Origin of the sequence: Brevibacterium album DSM 18261, assembly GCF_000426445.1 — a bacterium.
Classification (GTDB): domain Bacteria; phylum Actinomycetota; class Actinomycetes; order Actinomycetales; family Brevibacteriaceae; genus Brevibacterium; species Brevibacterium album.
On sequence record NZ_KE384526.1, the window covers coordinates 329,966 to 347,551 of the forward strand.

The following is a 17,586-nucleotide window of genomic DNA, read 5'->3' on the forward strand; positions in this document are numbered from 1 at the left end:
GTTGCTCCTATGCGTACTGGCTTGGGATGAAGCGATTCGCCGTGCCGCCCTTGGGCGGGCGCACGAGCAGCTGGTAGACGCCCTCGTGGCGCACAGTCCCTTTCGGGAGCGAGGCGTACTGAACGACGCCGGTGCTGGTGGCGTAATCGCTCACCCGAGCGATGTCTGTGGTGGAAGTGATGGCAGCGATGGAGCCCGCGCCGGGAACGACGATCTGGTTGCGCCATGCGTGGTAGATCGCCATGCGCGCCGATTCCTCGATGTCGAAGCCGTCTGATTCGGCGTTAAGGCCAGAGGTGAAGGCTTCGACCGAGAGGAGAGAGGTCCGCAGGAATCGCTCGTCTTGGGAGACGCCTGATTCGCGCCCCGTGCGGCGATCAGCGCGCACGAGGATGAACGGCATCTTGTCGGAGAGGTCCGCGGGGATCTGCGTGCCGATGGTGACGGCGTCGCCGAACCACGGGCGGAGGATGCCGAGGCCCAGTCGAGCGACTGGGCCGAACGCCGGGTACGGAGGGAGGGGTGCGGCCATCAGAACACCGCCGCGAGGATCCCGAACCGCTCTTCGATGCCAGCGGCGCCGCCCTTGCCCGACGGGTCGTTCAGCACGACGTGGTAGTCGAGGTCTCCCTTGACGACCTCGACCTGCGAGGCCCCGGTGCGGATCTTGGGGCGGGTATTCAGCAGCGCAGCTGCCTTCGCCGCTCGGGAGCGCGCCTCGGAGCGAAGCTCGGCCTGGACGCCCCCGAGGTGGGAGACGATGTCGGCGACACTCCCCTCCCCCGTGCGCGGGTAGTACCACTGAATGTGCATCACAGGCCTCCCGAGTCGAAGGGGATGGAGTTGCGGGAGCGAAGGACGAGCTCGACGTGGCGAATGGCCCGCGAAACGCCGTCGCTCCAGTGCGGCGGCTGCGCCAGGTCCCAGAGCTCGCCGCGGAACTCGAAGCCCGACCAGGAGTCGGCGTGCGGGAGGTTCCGCACCGCGAGGCGCACGACTTTGTTCGAAACCTGGCCCGTCAGCTCGGCGTCCGCCTGCCGGTCTTCAGCGACCGTCGCGCGGCGCTTGTACGGGGTGTCGGCGGGGACCGCGACCTCGTTGCCGTCCACGTCGGTCCGCGTGACCGTCGGGTAGCAGCGCACGATCTCGTTGCCGCGGTCTATGAGCCTGGAGACCACTACCGCCCCTCTCGGAAGAAGGGGATCGGGGTGTGCACCCCGTCTGCCAGCGGAGCCCCCTCGTGAGGATCCCGGCGCACGAGCGGCGCAGATCGCTGCTGCGATCTGGGGATGAAGCGCTCGGCCCCCAGCTCGATGCGGATCGACTGCACCGACCCCGCCCCGGATGCCTCTCGGAGCATCCGGATCTCGTTGGGGGTCAGCTGCACGTCCGCCGCGTACATGTCCGCCCGCTTCAACGAGACGGAGTCTGAGCGCTCGTCGGTGTAGCCCGACGGGTTCATGTACCCGCGGGCGGCTGCCGAGGTTGCGATCGTGCGAGCGATGGCCGGCGCCTTGGAGGCGACCGGCCACAGCCTGCCGTAGTGGCGGACCTGCGCGGAGGCCGCTTCGATCATCGACTCGGCCAGGGCGATCTCGTCGGCGAGCTCAATAGGCTCCCCGCATCGCGCGGCGACCTGATCGACAGTCGCGAGCGGCTCCTCCGTCGCCGGGAGGTCGGTCTGCTCGCTCACTGCTCACCTCGCGGTGTCAGCGTCGAGCCGGGGAGCGTCTGCTCACCCGGCGTCAGCCTTCCCCCGAGCCGTCACCCGCTCCGGCGTCGCCGGTGGGCATCACGCCGGGCACGTTCAGCACGCCCGGGAACAGCTCGCCCTCGGTGATGGTGGTGGTCGTGAGCTTGCCGTGGAAGGCGAGATCCAGCCACGAGCCGGGCTTATTGCCCAGCAGCCGGGAGTCGCCCTTGCCGTCACCGGGCTTGATGTCCACGATGCCGTCGGTGGCGGGATCGTAGTCGTCGGTCTTCAGCGCGAGGCGAACGCCGCGGACGAAGAACCTCTCGGGGCTGACGAAGGTCTGGCCTCGAGCGTCCTGCAGCTCGATGTAGTCCTCCGTGTAGTTGTAGCCTACGAACGTGTCATACAGCGAGCGGTCGGTCGCGAACGCGGTGTCGTAGTCCATGATCCACCGCAGGGCGAATCCGCCGGACGCTGCAGCCGCAGCGAAGGGCGCCGAGTTCGGGATCGGGGGCGCTGCGTTGTAGAACACGAAGCCGGACCGGGTGAAGATGAAGCCCTCGTAGGGCTCCAGCTGCTCGGACTCGACGATCGTCACGCCGGCGATCGTGCCGAGCGTGGCCCTGGACAGCGCGTCATCGCCGCCGCCGTTAGCCGTGACGAGCTTCTGGCTCTTCTGGACCTCGGAAGCGAACGCCGAGCCGACGAGGCAGACGTAGTCCGACCCCGGGGAGCGCATCTTCTTGATGTCGGCCTTCGCGTCGACGAAGGCGTTGAAGATGTTGTCGCGGTTGAGGTCGGCCTGCTCCTTGATGGTCGCAGACGTGGAGTCCACCACGATGACGCGCTCGTAAGGAGCGCTCCTGACGTGGTTGAGGATCTTGACCTCGTTGTAGTTGGTCAGCGCGTCGGTCTGACGGGCGAAGATGTCACCCCAGCCGCCGCCGAAGTCGAAGAGCTTGTCCTCGTCGATCAGCTTGACCGCGGAGTAGTTGCGGTCCTGCTCGATCTTCAGCTGGACGACGGTGTCCTTGAAGGTGTCGGTAACGATCGGCTGGGACCGATCGTTGCGCCAACCGTACTCGCGCACGGGCAGGGAGCCCTTGACGCGCATGTTGATGGTGTCGCCCTCGATACCGGTGAAGCGCTCAAAGCCCTCGCGGGTAATGAGGTTCGAGGCCACGGCGCGAAGCTTGAGGGCTTCGACTGCGGAATCGGCGAGATACTGAGGCTTGACTACCTCGTGCGGGTTGTAAACCAAGAGGTTCCTTTCAGCGACGCTGCAGCGACAGGCGTGCTGCGTCGACGGGGTTCAGGGTCGAATCCGCGCGCTTCGTCTGGCGCGCCCCGGCGGGCGGCTGCTTCGACTCGGGCGGAGCCGGCGCGGGATCCTGGGTGGCGACAGAGGCGGCGAGCTTCTTCGCCTGCTTCTCGATGCCCTCGGGGTCGGTGGCGGTGATGAACTCGAGCAGGTCGTCGGGGACGCCGTGGTCCTTCGCGGCGAGCCGGCGGTCCTGGTCGACGATGCGCTCGTTGAGGGCGCTGACTGCGGCCTCGTGCTCTTCTGGGCTCTTGGCAGCCTTCAGCTGCTCCTGCGCCTCGCGCAGCTGGGTGCGATACGACGCGGCTTCGTCATTGGCCTTCTTCAGGCTCTTCCTGGCCCACTCGGGCAGGTCGTCCTCGCCGGGCTCGTTGGTCGAATCGGCCGGTGCTGCAGGCTCGATGTTCTGCGCCTCGGGCTCCTGGCCCTCGATGTCTTCGGGCATGAATACCCCTCCTGGGAGTAAAGAAAGTGGTTATCCGCCGGAGCGCTTTGTGCGCCTCTCGGCGTTGATCCAGCGGCGCCATACCTTCCGGGCTTCTCTGCCGGAATGGCCGCGGGTCACCTCTGCCCATTTCTCCTGGAAGTACTCGTTTCGCTCGGGGAGCGTGTCGGTCTTCCATCGGAGAATGGGAAAGCAGTGGCAGTTCGGGTGGTAGGCCTGCATGGAATACCCGTGCATGGCCGTCCTCGCGGACAGGTATACGAATCCGCGGGAAGCGAGCATCGCGCAGAATGCGCAGGGGTTTGCTCGGGTGCCTCGAGCTACGGTCATAGACGAGCGACGGCTGTCCTTCTGGACGGCTTCCATGATGAAGTCGCGGCCGGCGTCGATGCCGGCCTTGTCGACTTCGGCGGCGAGCATGTTCCCGTGCTTCTCGAACTCCGCAGCCGCCTCCCGGCGGAACCTGTCTGCGTCGTCGGCGTGCTTCCTGGCGAGCTCGTTGAGCTTGTGCTGCAGGCCGTCGGGGCCGGCGGCGCGGATGGAGTTCCCGTAGACGCGGGCCGCGTCGTCGAGGGTCTCGACCTGGTCTTGCGGCCAGACAAAGTCTCGGATGCGCAGGCGCCCGTCGGGGCCGCGCTCGGTGAGCCAGCCGGCGATTGCGTCCTCGAGCTCGGCTCGCGGGTGCGTCTCGTCGTCCTCGGCGTCGCGGAGCAGGTCTGCGAGCCACTGCTCGTCGATGTCCATGTCGGGCGTGATCGAGAAAGCGAACTCGAGCACCTCGGTCACCAGCGCGAGATACTGCTCTCGGAGCTCGTCGAGCGAGGTCACAGCAGGTCCGGTGGACCCTGCGTAGGTCTCCCCAATCTCGAGCGCCCGGATCAGTCGGAGGTAGAGCTCCGAGAGGCGCCGGCTCATCTGCCGGCCCCCGAGGATCAGGCGCCAGATGCGCTGCTCGGCGCGGCTGAGGTTCGGATTGAGTGGGTTGACCGTCTGCCATTCATCTCGAGCGAGGATCCCGATCGCGAGGCCGAGACGGGCGATCGCCGCACGGTGCACGTGCTCGAGCATCTCTATCTCGGGTCGGGCCATCAGGCCTCCCGGGCGTCGGCGCGAGGCCGGCGCGAGTAGTCGACCTGGCGGTCGAACTCATCGGGGTTGTCGGCGTCCTCGGCGTAGTCGAGGTCCTTCTCCTTCAGCTCCCGCCAGTGCTCGATCGTCGAGCTCGAGACCTCGGGCACCATGTGCCACAGGCCCTCGCGGGGGATTCCGAGGTTCTCGGCGATCTTCGCGAGGCCGTCGGCGTAGCTGGAGAACGTCTTGATGCTGAAGTCAGCCCAGCGGACTTCGACGTCCCAGGCCTCGGCGCCCTCTTCGTCTCCGCGGCATTCGGCGAACAGCCGGAAGACGCTCGCCCAGCCCTCGCTCCAGTTCGACTGGAGGTACTTGACGAGGCGGAAGAACTGCGAATCGAGAGCCGCGAGCGCCTCCGCTGCGAGGTTCGAGATCTTCCCGTGGAAGATGTACGGGCTCATCTGGCCGGCGACGGCGAACAGCTCGAGCGAGTTGCCGAGGGCGGCGAGCAGGTCCTCGAGGGATCCTGCTGGGATGCGGTCGAACTTCACCTCGGGGTTGTCGGTGGTCAGCATCCGGCGCGCGGAGATGCGGAACGGGCGGATGAGCTCGTTGCCGTTCTCGTCCACCTTCGGCGTGCCGTCGTAGTCCAGGACTCGCTCGCCTTGGACGCCGGACGCGGTGTAGATCTGGTTGCCGGTGTAGGCCTGGCCGGTGAGCAGGTCGAGGACCGACTGGTTGACCCGGTCCTGCGGCTCGATCAGGTTCTCCACGAGACCCTGCACCCGGCCTTCGGAGTCGAGGAAGCAGGGGAAGCGGACGATCGGCGTGTCCGAGAACCCGTGAGCCCCCTCCTCGACGACCACCCATTCGTTGTTCTCGTCGGTCTCGAGTCGGTACTTGTTCACCCGGTCCCACCCGTAGGCAAGCCCTGGGGAGTCGTCCGCGGTCGAGCGGACGAGCCACAGGACCGAACGGGGATACTCGTCCGACACGGGGTTGTCCCACAGCGCCGTCGTGTTCAGCGAGCTCAGGATGTTCGCTCCGGGCCTGCCCTTGCTGTCTTTGTAGACCTCGACGAACGACTGCCCGTAGGCGGCGGAGGCGTGATGCACGACCGACTGCAGGTTTCCGAACCGCAGCCGGCGGAAGTCCTTGAACTCCTCCGGGAACCGGTCGCTGACGGCGTTGCCCTCGGCGTCATAGCTCAGCGTCCGCCGATACCCCTGGACGTGCGATACCTCGGAGACGACGAGCGGGGGAAGGCGGATGATGTTCGTCTTCGCCCGGTCCTTGAGCTCTTTGTACTCCTGGTCGAACTCATCCGGAGACCAGGGATCCGCCTGCTTGCCGTTGATGTAGTCGTCGCAAAGGCCGGTCACCACCTTCTCGTGGGCGAGCGTGCGAAAGAGCTCGTCGAGATCCGATCGCAGAGTGGGATCCAATCAGACCTCCTAGTAGGCGATGACTTTGGCGGGCTGGCGACGCTTCGCCTTGCCCGACTCCTTGAGGTCGCGGTACGCCATCTCCGCGAGCAGCACAGCCGCGTAGGCGTCGACCTTGAGCGGGGACTCGCGGGACTCTTTCCCGAACGTGATTCCCCATCGGTTCTCTCTTCGCCGCGCGTTGAGCGCGTGCCGGCGTAGAACCCGGTTGCCGTTGTGCTTGAACGGAAGTTCGGCCTCGGGGGCGCCCTCTTCAAGGAGGGCTCGAGACTCGAAGACCGCGGTCATGAGCGCTTCGTTCGCGCGCGTGATCTTCTCCTGACCGCCTCGCATGTCCCATCCGATCGCGTGCCTGCTCGAGGCCCGGATGACCAGGCGGCTGCGGTAGGCCTCTGACCAGGAGTCGATGTACGACTCCCACTCGGCGACGTCGGCATAGAAGGCCAGGACGTCGAAGGTCTTGAAGCACCAGTGGATGTACGAGTCGACCTGCCGTCGGTCGATCTGCCAGTCGTCGTCGACGTTCGACGGGGGCTTCTCCCAGATCATGATCGGGAAGACAACTCCGTCGGAGACGCGCTTGGCGACGAGCGCCGTGGCGTCGTCGGTCTTGCCGCCGTCGAACCCGAGGACCACCTCGGTCCGGGGCAGCAGCTCGCCGGCGTCGACGCGGCTCGAGTCCCAGTCGGCCTCTTCGTAGAGGGCGTCCTCTTTCGCGACGACCTGGTTGTAGAACATCCGCCGGTTGTGCGAAGTCGGGACCGAGCGGTCCATGAAGCGGCCGACGATCGACTCGGGGTCGAGCCACTTCGAGTCGCCGCGGATCTCGGCGACGATCTGCATGATGATCTCGGGCTCGAGCGGAGCGGCGGGGTCCGCCTCGAGCGAGTCGTAGTACATCGTGGCGCCGATGCGCTTGCCCGGGAACTTGCGGTCGTAGTCGACCTGGTCGAGGTACGCATGGCGCATGATCTCGCCGACGGAGTCCTCGCCGGGCTGGTAGGCGTTGGTGATCGCCAGCATCCGAGCCACGCCGTTGGGGCTCTTCGTGAGGTTGCCGTCCAGCGTCTCGTACATCTTGTGGCCCTGGGTGGAGGCCGTCCAGTGCTGGATCTCGTTGAGGATCGAGAACGTCGGGCGCTTGCCCTCGATGCTCTTGTACGAGGAGGCGGAGAAGACCAGCTGCGCCCGTCCGCCGTTGGCGGTCACGCGCTCGATGCCGACGTTGAGGCCGTAGTCGTTCTTCAGCCTGTCCGAGACCATCCATTGCAGCACGTCGGACGTCGTCCGCGTCTGCGACTCCGACACCGCGGAGACGGTGACGTACGCATTCGGGTGCGAGCTACCGAGCGGTTGGCCGGCGCTGTCCCATCCGGAGAACTGCGAAGGCCCGCAGAGCTCTACGAGCGCGAGCGCCGCAGCGAGTGGGTCCTTGCCGTGGCCCTTGAGTCGCTGCAGCACGCCTTTGCGGTAGATGAATCGGCCGCGGTCATCGACCGCGTACCACCACAGCACGAAGCGGGCCTGCTCTGGGGTGAAGCGCCACTGCTTGCCCTGGTCGTTCAAGAGGTATGCGGAGCACCAGCCGAGGATCCCCCAGCCGAGAGTGCGCTCCGGCAGGTACCATGAGCCGTCGTCATTGACCTTCCACGTATTCCCGAAGATCTTGTGGTTCCAGCCTCCGGGGAACTTGTAGTCGTGAACTGCCAATGAACGCCCCTCACATACCTAGGTCCTTCTTGTAGGAATCAATCGCGACGATCTGCGCATCTTGCATCGAGTTGTCCGTCTTCGAGAGCTCGATCCGAACGCGCCGGCGATCCCCTTCTGAGAACAGGAGATTCGAGAGCTCCGACGTGATCGACTGGAGCATCATGGCGCTGCGCTGCGGCTGGCCTTCGTAGTAGGTGATCTGGTCCAGCAGGAATCGCAGTCGAGCGATGTCGGTCTGCTGGTAGTAGTCGGACTGGCCGGATTCCTTCGCGGCTTTGTAGAGCTCTTTCGCCCTCTTCGACCACGCTCGGTCAGCCGCCGGCCATCTGACGGGCCGGAGCGTGCCGGTGGAGATTCCCGCGTCCTGGCCTCCGGCCTGCCGGGCGTGGCCTACGCGCTCTTCGGAGCGCGATGGCACTGGGCCTCGTGCGCCAATCGGGAATCACCTCCGACCTATCCGGGATCGCCGGGGTGCTTCTCCGGCTTGCGTTTGAGTGGGTGCGCCATCCGGGCGCGCTTGTGGACTCGGCGCCCGCCCTGGGCGCCGGTGATGGATGCGTGGTGCAGTGTGCACAGCGACCTCAGATTCGACATCGAGTGGTCGTCCCCGGGGGTGATGTGGTCGCACTCCTGCGCCGGCCGCGGACATCGCTGCCCCGAGGGGGCGCGCATCACGCACTGCCATCCGTCGCGAGCGAAGACCGCCTGGCGCAGCTGGCGCCAGTTGTCGGGCAGGCGCCCTCGGCGGTCGGAGCCGGCCCATGACCGCTGCGTCATGAAGCCTCCTGTGAATGAAAACCAGCCCGCGCCGGCGAACCGGGCGGGCTGATCTGCTGCTCCCCAGCCAGGTTTCGAACCCGGACGACCCGCATTAACAGTGCGGCGCTCTGCCTGTTGAGCTACTGAGGAAGGGTGGGAGCGGTCTGATGAGGACCGGACTACGGGATCGCTTCATCGCTATTAGCCGTAGTGCCTGACCCTGCCGCTGAGCTGAGCTCGTTCACCAGCCGCTAAGCCGGATCGCTCTCGCTTGGCCCTCAGCACTTGCCGTTGGACCGCGCTACGCGCGTTGAGCCGTTGGGTCATCGCATCACCCTCACGCATCGCCACGATCTGTCGATGCGGTCTCGGGCGCTCTGCCACTCCCTAGAGACGAGCCGATGGCCGTCGACTCATCTCCGCGTAGGTCGGTGGAGTCGAACCACCTTTTGGCCGGTTTTGGAGACCGGACGCCTATCCGTTGGCTGACCTACAAAGACCCGGAAGGTGCACTCGAATCCCAGGGGATCCGCATCCGGGTTGACGGCGGACACTGCTCGCCATGAGTGCGAGTCTGGACCGCGTGCCTCCCGCAGGTCTCGAACCTGCGACCCCTCGGTTAAGAGCCGAGTGCTCTACCAGCTGAGCTAGAGAGGCTGAAGGAGCCCGTGGACCCGCAGTCAAGCGGCCACGTTTCTATGGGCTCCTGGTCTGCCCCGCGGAACTCCTGCGCCCGAAGGCGCATCTCGGCGACCGGGAGAGAGGCGGTCTCAACGAGGGGTTCATCGCGGGTGCCGGCTACGCTGCCGGAGGGCGGGGACGGTCAGAGGCCCGTCCCGGGCGATCGGTGCGCGCCAACTTCGACGTTGGCGCCGGAAGGAGTGCACCGACCGAGTCTTGGGGTTGCTACGCGCGCGCTCTAGCGCTCGGCTGAAGCCGAGCTTGCGGCGACCAGAGCTGAGGTCTTCTTTCTTTGGCTACAGCGACGAAGGAGCTGTAGCTTTCTTTCTTCTGCTCGAGGCTCGAGCTCAGCCCCGGGGCTGAGCTCATGCTCAGCTCTCCGCGCTTGCGCGCGTGCTCTTGCGCTCCTTGCGGAGCGCCTCAGCGCTCTGCGCCTTAGCCCTAGGGGGCACGGCGCTCAGCCGTGCTTAGCGTCTCCTGCGCTCTCCCGAGCGCGCTAGCGTTCGGGGGTGCGGGGTCGGTCGTTCGCTTCGCTCACTCCCTCCCCCTTACCCCCTCACTATGTATAAGCGTGTGAAAATCCCGGTTTAGTCACATCCCCATCGTGTGATCTTCGTCACGTGTTATGCAACGCTCGCGAACGTGTACCCTCGCACTCCGTCAACGTTGCCAGGCTGGTACTCTACGGCTTGACGCGAATGGAGGAGGCTCATGTGCCCGTGAAAGACCTGAAGCAGTCCGGCGAGTGGACGCCGGGCTGCAGCCGTAACCGGTGGAAGGCAACCGCCAGCGCCACGGTCGACGGCAAGGTCCAGCGCCGGGCCAAGAACTTCCCTCACGTCGACGCGTCGGCAGACCCTACCGAGGGCCGCGGCGCGGCCGAGGAGTGGGCCGCTCGGACCGCAGACAACCTCCGCGGCGGCACTCTCGTGCCGACCCGAGCCACCAAGAGCCTGACGGTCGCCGATGTCTGGAACGAGTGGCTCGAGGTGCAGAAGACCCGCGGCGGTCGCCGCGGCCGGGGGATCACCGCCGGCGCGGCAGCGAACTACGAGGGCTACCTGCGCAACCACGTCGGCCCGGCGATCGGCGAGATCCGGATCGCCGACCTGCGCACCTCGCACATCTCAAGCTGGACTCAGGGCTTCCCGTCGGCGACCAATCCAGTCGCCCGCGACAAAGCCTTCAAGGCCCTGAAGTCGGTATGCCAGTACGCGCTGCGGAAGAGCTACATCCAGACGGATCCGTGTATCGACATCGACACGGGGCGGAACGTGCACCGGATCAGCAACGACGCACTGGGCGAGAGCATCGCCCTCACGCGCCGACAGGCTGACCGGCTCGTCGCGCACGCCGGCCGGTGGGCCACGCTCATCCGGTTCGCACTCGCTACGGGCTGCAGGTGGGGCGAGGTCATCGAGCTCCGCCGCCGCGACCTCGACCTCCCGTTCTCCGGCTGGGGCGAGGACGACAGCCCCGGGATCGTGAGAGTGAGCCGGTCCCGCTCCTCGCGGGGCCACGTCTCCACCACGAAGAACGGGAAGCCGCGCGACCTCCCGATCCCAGCGAGCCTCGTCCCCGATCTCCGCGCGCTCGTCAGGGACATCGAGCCGGACGACCTTGTGTTCCGCGGAGCCCTGGGCGGTCCGATGCCGTACAAGGCAGCTGGCGTTCTCCCTGTGCAGTGGGACGAGTCTCTTCGACGCGGGAGGACCGGCCGAGGCAAAGGCGTCGTCGCGAACATGCAGCAGCCGCCACGAAAGCCGGGGGTTGATGCCGTGCGACGCGAGCAGCGCGGGGAGTTCGGCCGGATCGTACTGCAGGCCTCACTCCTCGTGCACGACGCGCAGCGGGCGCTCTACCCCGCGGGCACCCTCGACCGGGATCACATCGGCAATGCCCGCTTCGGGCCGGAGATGGCGGCAGCGGTCGCCGCGTGGCAGGATGAGCTCGGCGCGGCGCCGGCGCCCGACTACCTGAGCTCGCACCAACTCAGCCTGCTCCTCGACCGCGAGGTCGGTTGCGACCTGCAGCTCGGCGACGCGGATTGGCAGAGGCCGCTGGACCTGCGGCCGAAGGCGGAGCGACCGGAAGGCTGGGACGAGCGCACGTTCGGCTTCCACGATCTGCGCCACACCGCCGCGACGCTGGCCCTCGAGGGCGGAGTCCCTCCGCATGTCGTGCAGGCGATCCTGGATCACGGCTCCGCGGAGTTCGTGCTCGAAAGGTATGCAGAGATCACCGCCGACGGTCGCAATGCCGTGGCCGCGGTGCTGAACTTCTGACGCCGGCGTTGCAATCGAGTTGCAAAGGCCCCCGGGTCCCCGCGAATCCGGGGCTTGGATACGGGTGAAACCTCTCGAACTGCGAGACGCGAAGATTCTCAGCGGACTCTCAAACACACGAAAGAACCCCGGGATCACGCGGATCCCGGGGCTTTCGCTCTGAGCGGATGACGGGGATCGAACCCGCGACCTTCAGCTTGGGAAGCTGACGCTCTGCCAATTGAGCTACATCCGCACGCGCTCTCACGCGAACGAGGAACAGCATACATCGCCACTGCGGAACGCGCACATCGGCATGCCTCGACACAGCACCCCTCTACCATGGAGCACATGAGCGACGACGACGCTGAACGGCGCCAGCACGAGGGCCATGCCTCCCGGGCACCGGAGACTGCCGCCGAGGCTCCGGCCGAGGATCCGGAATCCGCGGAGCCCCCCAAGCCCGATCCCTGGGCGCAGGTGAAGCCGTGGCAGGGCCGTGCGGCTGGCATCGACAAGGCGCTGCTGTTCATCGTGCTCGGCGTCCCGCTCATCTACCTCGTGCTCATGCCCCTGCGTCCGTGGATGCTGGTCAACGCACCGGTCCTGCAGGAGTTCATCAACGGGGCGAAGACCTCTATCGTCGCGGCCGCCGCCTATGCTCGCGTGGGCAAGATCCCGCTCTGGCTCGTGGTGTTCGCGGGCTTCTTCGGCATGGCGAAGCTCGACTGGGCGTTCTGGCTCGCCGGCCGGCGCTGGGGTGACGGCATCCTCAACCTGTTCGCCTCCAATGAACGGCAGAAGCGGAGGATCGAGCAGCTCAAGCGCATCCCCGCATGGGCGCTGTTCCTCATGACGCTCGTCTCCCGGTGCCCCGGTGTGCCCGGCACGCTCGTGTGGCTGGTCGCAGGCTGGAGCCGCATGCGTCTGTGGCTGTTCCTCACCGCCGACCTCCTCGGCGCCATGATCTTCACGATCATCTGGACGGTCCTCGGCTATCAGCTGGGAGAGGCTGCCGTGGAGGTCCTCGGCCTCATCGACCGGTACACGCTGTGGATCACGCTGGGCTTCATCGCGGTGCTGTTCGGCTGGACCTTCTGGAAGGAGGCCAGGCGGCAGTCGAACGGGCGGCAGGCCTGAGCAGGCACCGGCAATGGGGCTGGGCACGCGTCGGCAGCGGGGCCGCGTGCCGTCCGCACAGGCACCGGTCCAGCCTCCGTCTGCACGGCCTCCCGCCGCACGGCCTCTCCCCGCTCCGCCTCAGCCGGACCGTGCGAGCAGGTCCGTGAGCACGTCCCGCAGGCCGCCGAGCTCCGCGATCACGGCCGCGACCACGTAGACGCCCACGAGGGAGCCGAGCACCCACTCCCGCGCGGAGCCGGTATTGCCCAGGAGCGGCACGGAGAACAGTCCCGTCCGCCGCCACACCGCATTCAGCCCGGGAATCCGCGACAGCGCCCGAGGCGGCCTGATGACGAGCGGCCACAGCAGCGGCACGCCGCCTGTCGTGATCATGTCGCCCACGATGTGCACCGCGCAGCCCATGCCCACGGCCAGCGGCAGCACCCACCCCGCGGTGGGGAACTGCAGGGCGAGATAGGCGCCCGCGGCGAGCGCGAGCAGCCACGGCCACACCCGTCCCAGCCGGGAGATCCGCAGGGCGTCGAAGGCGAAGGCCGCCAGGACGACGCCGAGGAGACCCGCGCCGAGTGCCAGCTCGACGCCTGCGATCGTCACCGTGAACTGCCCGATGAGCCACGTGAGGAGCACGAACACGGCGATCCCGAACAGCGAATGGGTGCCGCGCCGGTGCCCGCCGGAAAGGCGTCCGATGATGCGGCACAGCACCTCGGTGGGCCCCGGGAACGGTCCGAAGCCGGGCAGCGAGTTCGCGATCGAGCCGTTGTGGTGGTCGATGTCCGGCAGGAGGGCGGCGCCCGCGGTCATGAGGGTCACGGCGATGACCTCAGGCGCGCTCACCCCCTCGACGAGACCGAGTGCGAGGCCCGAGGTGCCTGCGACGGCGATGCCGAGTGCGGCCCCGGTGGAGGCATGGTGTGCGCCCATCATGACGGTGCTGATGTCCTTCTGCTGAGGGGAAGTGAGAAGGACGCCAGGCTATAGGGAGGGACGGACACGAGAAATCGGAGCGGCCCCCTGAACGTCCGCCGAACCTAGCGCCCCCTGATCCGCTCCAGGGCGCTGTAGGCGTTGAACGTCCTCCCGCGGTTGAAGCCCACCACCGTGAGCCCGAGCTCCTGCCCCAGGTCTACCGCCAGCGATGAGGGCGCACTCACGGCCGAGAGCACCGGGATGCCTGCCATCGCCGCCTTCTGCACGAGTTCGAAGCTCGCCCGCCCGGAGACCTGCAGGACGGTGTCGCCCAGCGGCAGCAGATCCTCCTTCAGCGCCCAGCCCAGCACCTTGTCCACGGCGTTGTGACGGCCCACGTCCTCGCGCAGGCACAGCAGCTCCGTCTGCTGCGGAGCGGGCGGGGGCACCGCCGAGGCCTCCTCCTCGCTCCCCGCCGCGCCGCTCAGACCGCCCCCGGCCGGGGCCTCCCCGGCATCCAGCGCCTCGGCGGAGTCGGGTGCCGCGGGCAGATCGATGATGCGGAAGAGCCCGGCCGCGTGCACTCCCCCGGTCGAATCGAAGAGCGCCTGCTCCGCCCGGAGCGCATCGGGCAGGCCCAGCAGCGTGGCGGGCTCCACGAACGGGCGCAGCCGGCCGAGCGGATACCGGGACACCTTCTGCACCGCCTCGATGGAGGCCGTGCCGCAGATGCCGCAGGCGCTCGAGGTGTAGACCTGCCTCTGCCGGTACGTCACGGGGTCCCAGGTGCCGGGTTCCAGGGAGACGCCGGCAACGTTGAGATTGCGGCTGCCATCAGGGTCGAGCCCCGCGGAGAAGTCGATCTCGCGCACCTGGTCGCGGTGCGTGATGACGCCCTCCGTGAGGAGGAACCCCATCACGAGCTCGACATCGCTGCCCGGCGTGCGCATCGTCACGGTGAACTGCTCGCCGTCGAGGCGCACCTCCAGCGGCTCCTCCCCGGCGAGCCTGTCCGCACGCGCCCGCACGAGGCCGTTCGCGTCGAAGCGGTGTGCACGCGTCCGCACGGTCATCCGCGTCATGGTCCTTCATCCCTCCTCGCTGATGTCTGCGACCCTGCCGAGGCCTGTTCTCCGGTCGAGGCTGGGGCCGGAGTCGGGGCCGAGCCGGAGACCGAGGCCGGGACCGAACGCGCCGCCCCCGCCGTCGCGCTGCTCCCGATCCGCCGCTCCCACGCCTCGTAGCCGCCGATCACATCGACAGCGTCTATGCCGGCTCCCCGCAGCGCATGGACAGCCCGGACCGAGCGCGTGCCCGCGGCGCAGAACACATAGCAGATCTCTCCCGCGCCGACGCCGCCCATCGCTCCCGCCGGATCGGCCTCGATCATCTCGACCGGCACGTGCACCGACCCCGGGACGGTGCCCGCGGCCCGCTCCTCCGCGGTCCGCACGTCGATGACAAGCGGCCGGGCACCGGAAGCGCCGAGCACAGAGGCGAGCTCTTCGACGATCACCGCAGGCGGCAGGCCGGCCCCCACCTCGGCCGCGGTCTGCGGTCTCCGCACGGCGGGGTGGGGGTGCAGGGGCACCGTCTCCCAGTCGGCGGTGAGCATGTCATAGACCGCGATCCGGCCGATGAGCGGGCTGCCCAGGCCGATGATGAGCTTGAGCGCCTCCGCGGCCATCGCGACGCCGAGGATGCCGGGCACCACCGGCAGCACCCCGGCCTGTGCGCACGAGGGCACCGTTCCCGGCGCGGGAAGGACGGGGAAGGCGTCCCGGTACACGGGCCCGCGCGCGGCGTCGAAGACGCTCAGCTGCCCGCCCGAGCCCATCACGGAGGCCCACACATGGGGAATTCCGAGCAGCGTCGCGGCATCCGAGACGAGACAGCGGGTGGCGAAGTCGTCGGCACCGTCGAGCACGAGGTCCCAGCCGCGCACGAGCTCGAGCGCGTTCCGGGCCGTCAGTCTCGTCTCGAAGGTCTCGACGCGGATCTCGGGATTGAGCGCGGACAGGGTCTCACGGGCGGAGTCCGTCTTGGGCCGGCCCACCGATGCCGTGGTGTGCACGATCTGGCGGTGCAGATTGCTCAGCTCCACGACGTCGTCATCGACGAGCCCCACGGTCCCCACACCGGCGGCGGCGAGGTAGAGCGCCGCCGGGGAGCCGAGGCCTCCGGCACCCACCAGCAGGACCTTCGCCTCGCTCAGCCGCCGCTGGCCGTCGACGCCCACCCCGGGTACGCGCATCTGCCGGACGTAGCGCTCGCTCATCGGAGCCCCGGCCAGTCGTGCCCGCCGTCGGAGTAGAACTGCTCCTTCCAGATGGGGACGCTCTCCTTGATCGCATCGACGAGTGCGGAGGCGGCGGCGAAGGCCTCCGCGCGATGGGCGCTCGCGACGGCGACGACGAGCGCAGACTCCCCCAGGGCCAGCCGCCCGACCCGATGCGAGGCGAAGATCCGCGCCCGCGGGTGCGCGGCCGCGACAGCCTCGGCGGTGCGAGCGAGGATCGCTCCGGCATCGGGGTGCGCGGTGTAGGCCAGCCCCGTCACACCGGCCCGCCCCGAGTCGTGATCGCGGATGATCCCGTTGAACACGACCGAGGCGCCGGTCCCGGAGGAGACGACCGCGGCCTCGGCAGCAGCGGAGTCCAGCGGCGCCTCCGTCACGCCCGCGTGCACCACCTCGCCGGCGACGGCACCTGCGGGGTCGGAGTCTGTTCCCCCGGGGGCCGCGGCATCGGCGCCCGGGGAATCGGGGGCAGGGCCCGCCGAGGTGGGGGCAGGGCTCCCGGAGGTGAAGGCATGGGAGACCGCACTGCCGGAGACATTGCCGCCGGAGGCCGCCTGCCGCCGTTCGTCGGGGTGATCGCGAAGATCCTCGATCTGGGCCTGGACGTGATGGATGAGGGTGTCGAGCACCGTGACCCCGTCCCTCACTCCCCCGCGCGAGCCCGGGAGGTTGACGACGAAGGTCCGGTCGCGGACGCCGGCCACACCGCGGCTCATGACCGCGTAGTCGAGCTTCTTGAGGCCGTACTCCCAGATGGCGTGCATGATGCCCGGGACCTCGTAGTCGAGGCGCGCGGAAGTGAGCTGCGGGGTCGCATCGTCCGGGTTCAGCCCGGTCCCGCCGCTCGTGACGATGATGCGCGGACGCGCGTCCCAGGGCAGCTCGGCGAGGTAGTGGTCGAGGGCGCGGCCCACGGGCTCGCCGTCGGCGACGATGACGGGATCCGGGCAGTCGTAGCCCAGCCCGCGGAGCCAGGCGACGGCGACGGGGCCGGCGGTGTCCTCAGCCCGGCCCTCGGCACAGCTCGTGGAGGCGACGAGGACGATGGCGCTGCGGCCGGCGCCGAAGTCCGGTGCGCGCTTGGGCGGGTGCGCTCCCGGGGTGTAGACCTGCGCGTGCGGGATGCGGTGCTGCGCCCGGCTGCCGGGCTGAGTCCGGGCCGGGGCCACAGGATGGGCCTGAGCCTCGGGCTGAGCCTGGGCCTCGGACTGCGCCTGGGCCGCCTCGGGGAGAGTGGGCCCCTCCGTCATACCCGCACCCAGTCCCCGCCGGTGCCGCCGGATTTCGCGAGGACCCCGGTCTCCGCGATGACGGCGCCGCGGTCAAGGGCCTTGACCATGTCGTAGAGCGTCAGCGCCGCCACGGAGGCCGCTGTGAGCGCCTCCATCTCCACACCGGTCACACCCGTGGTCTTCACGAGGGCGTCGACGATGATCTCGGAGGGTGCATCGCCCTCTCCCGGTCCGATGTCCACCGTCACCTTCGACAGGGGCAGCGGATGGCAGAGCGGGATGAGCTCGGAGGTCCTCTTCGCGGCCATGATGCCGGCGATCCGGGCGACGGCGGCGGCGTCCCCCTTGGGCAGGGTGCCGTCGAAGACCTGAGCCACGACCTCCGGGGTCGTCACCAGCCGCGAATGCGCCCGAGCGGTCCGCGTGGTGACGGCCTTCCCGCTCACGTCGACCATGTGCGCGGAGCCGTCCTCCCGCACATGGGTGAGCCGCCCCTCCCGACGTGCGTCCTCGTGCCCTGCAGTGCCCACGTTCTCACGCTCCTGTGCCGTGTCCTCTGTCTCGCGCGCCCCGCGGTCCGGCCCCGCGGCACCGCTCTCTGACTCTGGAGT

At 68.3% G+C, this 17,586-nt stretch carries 18 protein-coding genes and 3 tRNA genes; 2 read left to right on the plus strand and 19 right to left on the minus strand.

Annotated elements, in window-relative coordinates:
• Positions 1–7: 7 nt before the first annotated feature.
• The 13 genes from K318_RS23915 to K318_RS0115235 form a co-directional block, all read right to left on the minus strand.
• Positions 8–532 carry a hypothetical protein gene (locus K318_RS23915; protein ID WP_051298078.1) on the minus strand — a complete coding sequence of 175 codons (525 nt, stop codon included), beginning with the start codon at positions 530–532 and terminating at the stop codon, positions 8–10.
• Complete coding sequence (locus K318_RS0115180; protein ID WP_029090106.1) at positions 532–813, minus strand: DUF5403 family protein; 282 nt, start codon at positions 811–813, stop codon at positions 532–534. The genes K318_RS23915 and K318_RS0115180 overlap by 1 nt, the downstream gene beginning before the upstream one ends.
• A complete protein-coding gene (locus K318_RS23920; protein WP_029090107.1) occupies positions 813–1,178 on the minus strand; it encodes a hypothetical protein in 366 nt (121 codons plus the stop codon). The genes K318_RS0115180 and K318_RS23920 overlap by 1 nt, the downstream gene beginning before the upstream one ends.
• Complete coding sequence (locus K318_RS0115190) at positions 1,178–1,693, minus strand: hypothetical protein (protein WP_029090108.1); 516 nt, start codon at positions 1,691–1,693, stop codon at positions 1,178–1,180. Before K318_RS0115190 ends, K318_RS23920 begins: the two co-directional genes overlap by 1 nt.
• A 52-nt stretch (positions 1,694–1,745) precedes the next feature.
• Complete coding sequence (locus K318_RS0115195) at positions 1,746–2,876, minus strand: hypothetical protein (RefSeq protein WP_156914065.1); 1,131 nt, start codon at positions 2,874–2,876, stop codon at positions 1,746–1,748.
• Between the two features lie 88 nt (positions 2,877–2,964).
• Positions 2,965–3,459 carry a hypothetical protein gene (locus K318_RS23925; protein ID WP_051298079.1) on the minus strand — a complete coding sequence of 165 codons (495 nt, stop codon included), beginning with the start codon at positions 3,457–3,459 and terminating at the stop codon, positions 2,965–2,967.
• A 30-nt stretch (positions 3,460–3,489) separates the two neighbouring features.
• Entirely contained in the window at positions 3,490–4,548 is a 1,059-nt protein-coding gene (locus K318_RS0115205; RefSeq protein ID WP_029090110.1) for a VG15 protein, read from the minus strand.
• A complete protein-coding gene (locus K318_RS0115210) occupies positions 4,548–5,975 on the minus strand; it encodes a phage portal protein (RefSeq protein ID WP_029090111.1) in 1,428 nt (475 codons plus the stop codon). The genes K318_RS0115205 and K318_RS0115210 overlap by 1 nt, the downstream gene beginning before the upstream one ends.
• A gap of 9 nt (positions 5,976–5,984) precedes the next feature.
• The gene (locus tag K318_RS22370; RefSeq protein ID WP_051298080.1) at positions 5,985–7,685 is read right to left on the minus strand and encodes a hypothetical protein; all 1,701 of its coding nucleotides are present in this window, start codon (positions 7,683–7,685) and stop codon (positions 5,985–5,987) included.
• Positions 7,686–7,695: 10 nt separating this feature from the next.
• Complete coding sequence (locus K318_RS0115220; RefSeq protein ID WP_051298081.1) at positions 7,696–8,106, minus strand: phage terminase small subunit; 411 nt, start codon at positions 8,104–8,106, stop codon at positions 7,696–7,698.
• A 35-nt stretch (positions 8,107–8,141) separates the two neighbouring features.
• Entirely contained in the window at positions 8,142–8,465 is a 324-nt protein-coding gene (locus K318_RS0115225) for an HNH endonuclease (RefSeq protein WP_029090113.1), read from the minus strand.
• A gap of 59 nt (positions 8,466–8,524) precedes the next feature.
• Positions 8,525–8,597, minus strand: a tRNA-Asn gene (locus K318_RS0115230).
• Between the two features lie 434 nt (positions 8,598–9,031).
• Positions 9,032–9,104: transfer RNA gene (locus tag K318_RS0115235), tRNA-Lys, on the minus strand.
• Between the two features lie 743 nt (positions 9,105–9,847).
• On the opposite strand from K318_RS0115235, the gene K318_RS0115240 reads away from it, so the two are divergent.
• Complete coding sequence (locus tag K318_RS0115240) at positions 9,848–11,413, plus strand: tyrosine-type recombinase/integrase (protein ID WP_169721480.1); 1,566 nt, start codon at positions 9,848–9,850, stop codon at positions 11,411–11,413.
• 162 nt (positions 11,414–11,575) lie between these two features.
• Here the strand turns inward: K318_RS0115240 and K318_RS0115245 are convergent.
• Positions 11,576–11,648: transfer RNA gene (locus K318_RS0115245), tRNA-Gly, on the minus strand.
• A 95-nt stretch (positions 11,649–11,743) separates the two neighbouring features.
• On the opposite strand from K318_RS0115245, the gene K318_RS0115250 reads away from it, so the two are divergent.
• Positions 11,744–12,532 (plus strand): DedA family protein, encoded by a 789-nt coding sequence (locus K318_RS0115250; RefSeq protein WP_035282152.1) that lies wholly within the window; start codon positions 11,744–11,746, stop codon positions 12,530–12,532.
• Between the two features lie 120 nt (positions 12,533–12,652).
• Here K318_RS0115250 and K318_RS0115255 read toward each other — a convergent pair whose 3' ends face one another.
• The 5 genes from K318_RS0115255 to moaC all read right to left on the minus strand — a co-directional run bounded on the left by K318_RS0115255 (position 12,653) and on the right by moaC (position 17,505).
• On the minus strand, positions 12,653–13,462 hold the full coding sequence (locus tag K318_RS0115255; protein WP_029090116.1) for a metal-dependent hydrolase: 810 nt from the start codon (positions 13,460–13,462) through the stop codon (positions 12,653–12,655).
• A 104-nt stretch (positions 13,463–13,566) separates the two neighbouring features.
• Complete coding sequence (locus K318_RS0115260) at positions 13,567–14,526, minus strand: formate dehydrogenase accessory sulfurtransferase FdhD (protein WP_029090117.1); 960 nt, start codon at positions 14,524–14,526, stop codon at positions 13,567–13,569.
• The gene (locus K318_RS22375; protein WP_084500297.1) at positions 14,523–15,722 is read right to left on the minus strand and encodes a ThiF family adenylyltransferase; all 1,200 of its coding nucleotides are present in this window, start codon (positions 15,720–15,722) and stop codon (positions 14,523–14,525) included. The genes K318_RS0115260 and K318_RS22375 overlap by 4 nt, the downstream gene beginning before the upstream one ends.
• Positions 15,719–16,993 (minus strand): molybdenum cofactor biosynthesis protein MoaE, encoded by a 1,275-nt coding sequence (locus K318_RS22380; RefSeq protein WP_051298082.1) that lies wholly within the window; start codon positions 16,991–16,993, stop codon positions 15,719–15,721. The genes K318_RS22375 and K318_RS22380 overlap by 4 nt, the downstream gene beginning before the upstream one ends.
• The gene (moaC, locus tag K318_RS22385) at positions 16,990–17,505 is read right to left on the minus strand and encodes a cyclic pyranopterin monophosphate synthase MoaC (RefSeq protein ID WP_035282155.1); all 516 of its coding nucleotides are present in this window, start codon (positions 17,503–17,505) and stop codon (positions 16,990–16,992) included. Before moaC ends, K318_RS22380 begins: the two co-directional genes overlap by 4 nt.
• Positions 17,506–17,586: the final 81 nt, after the last annotated feature.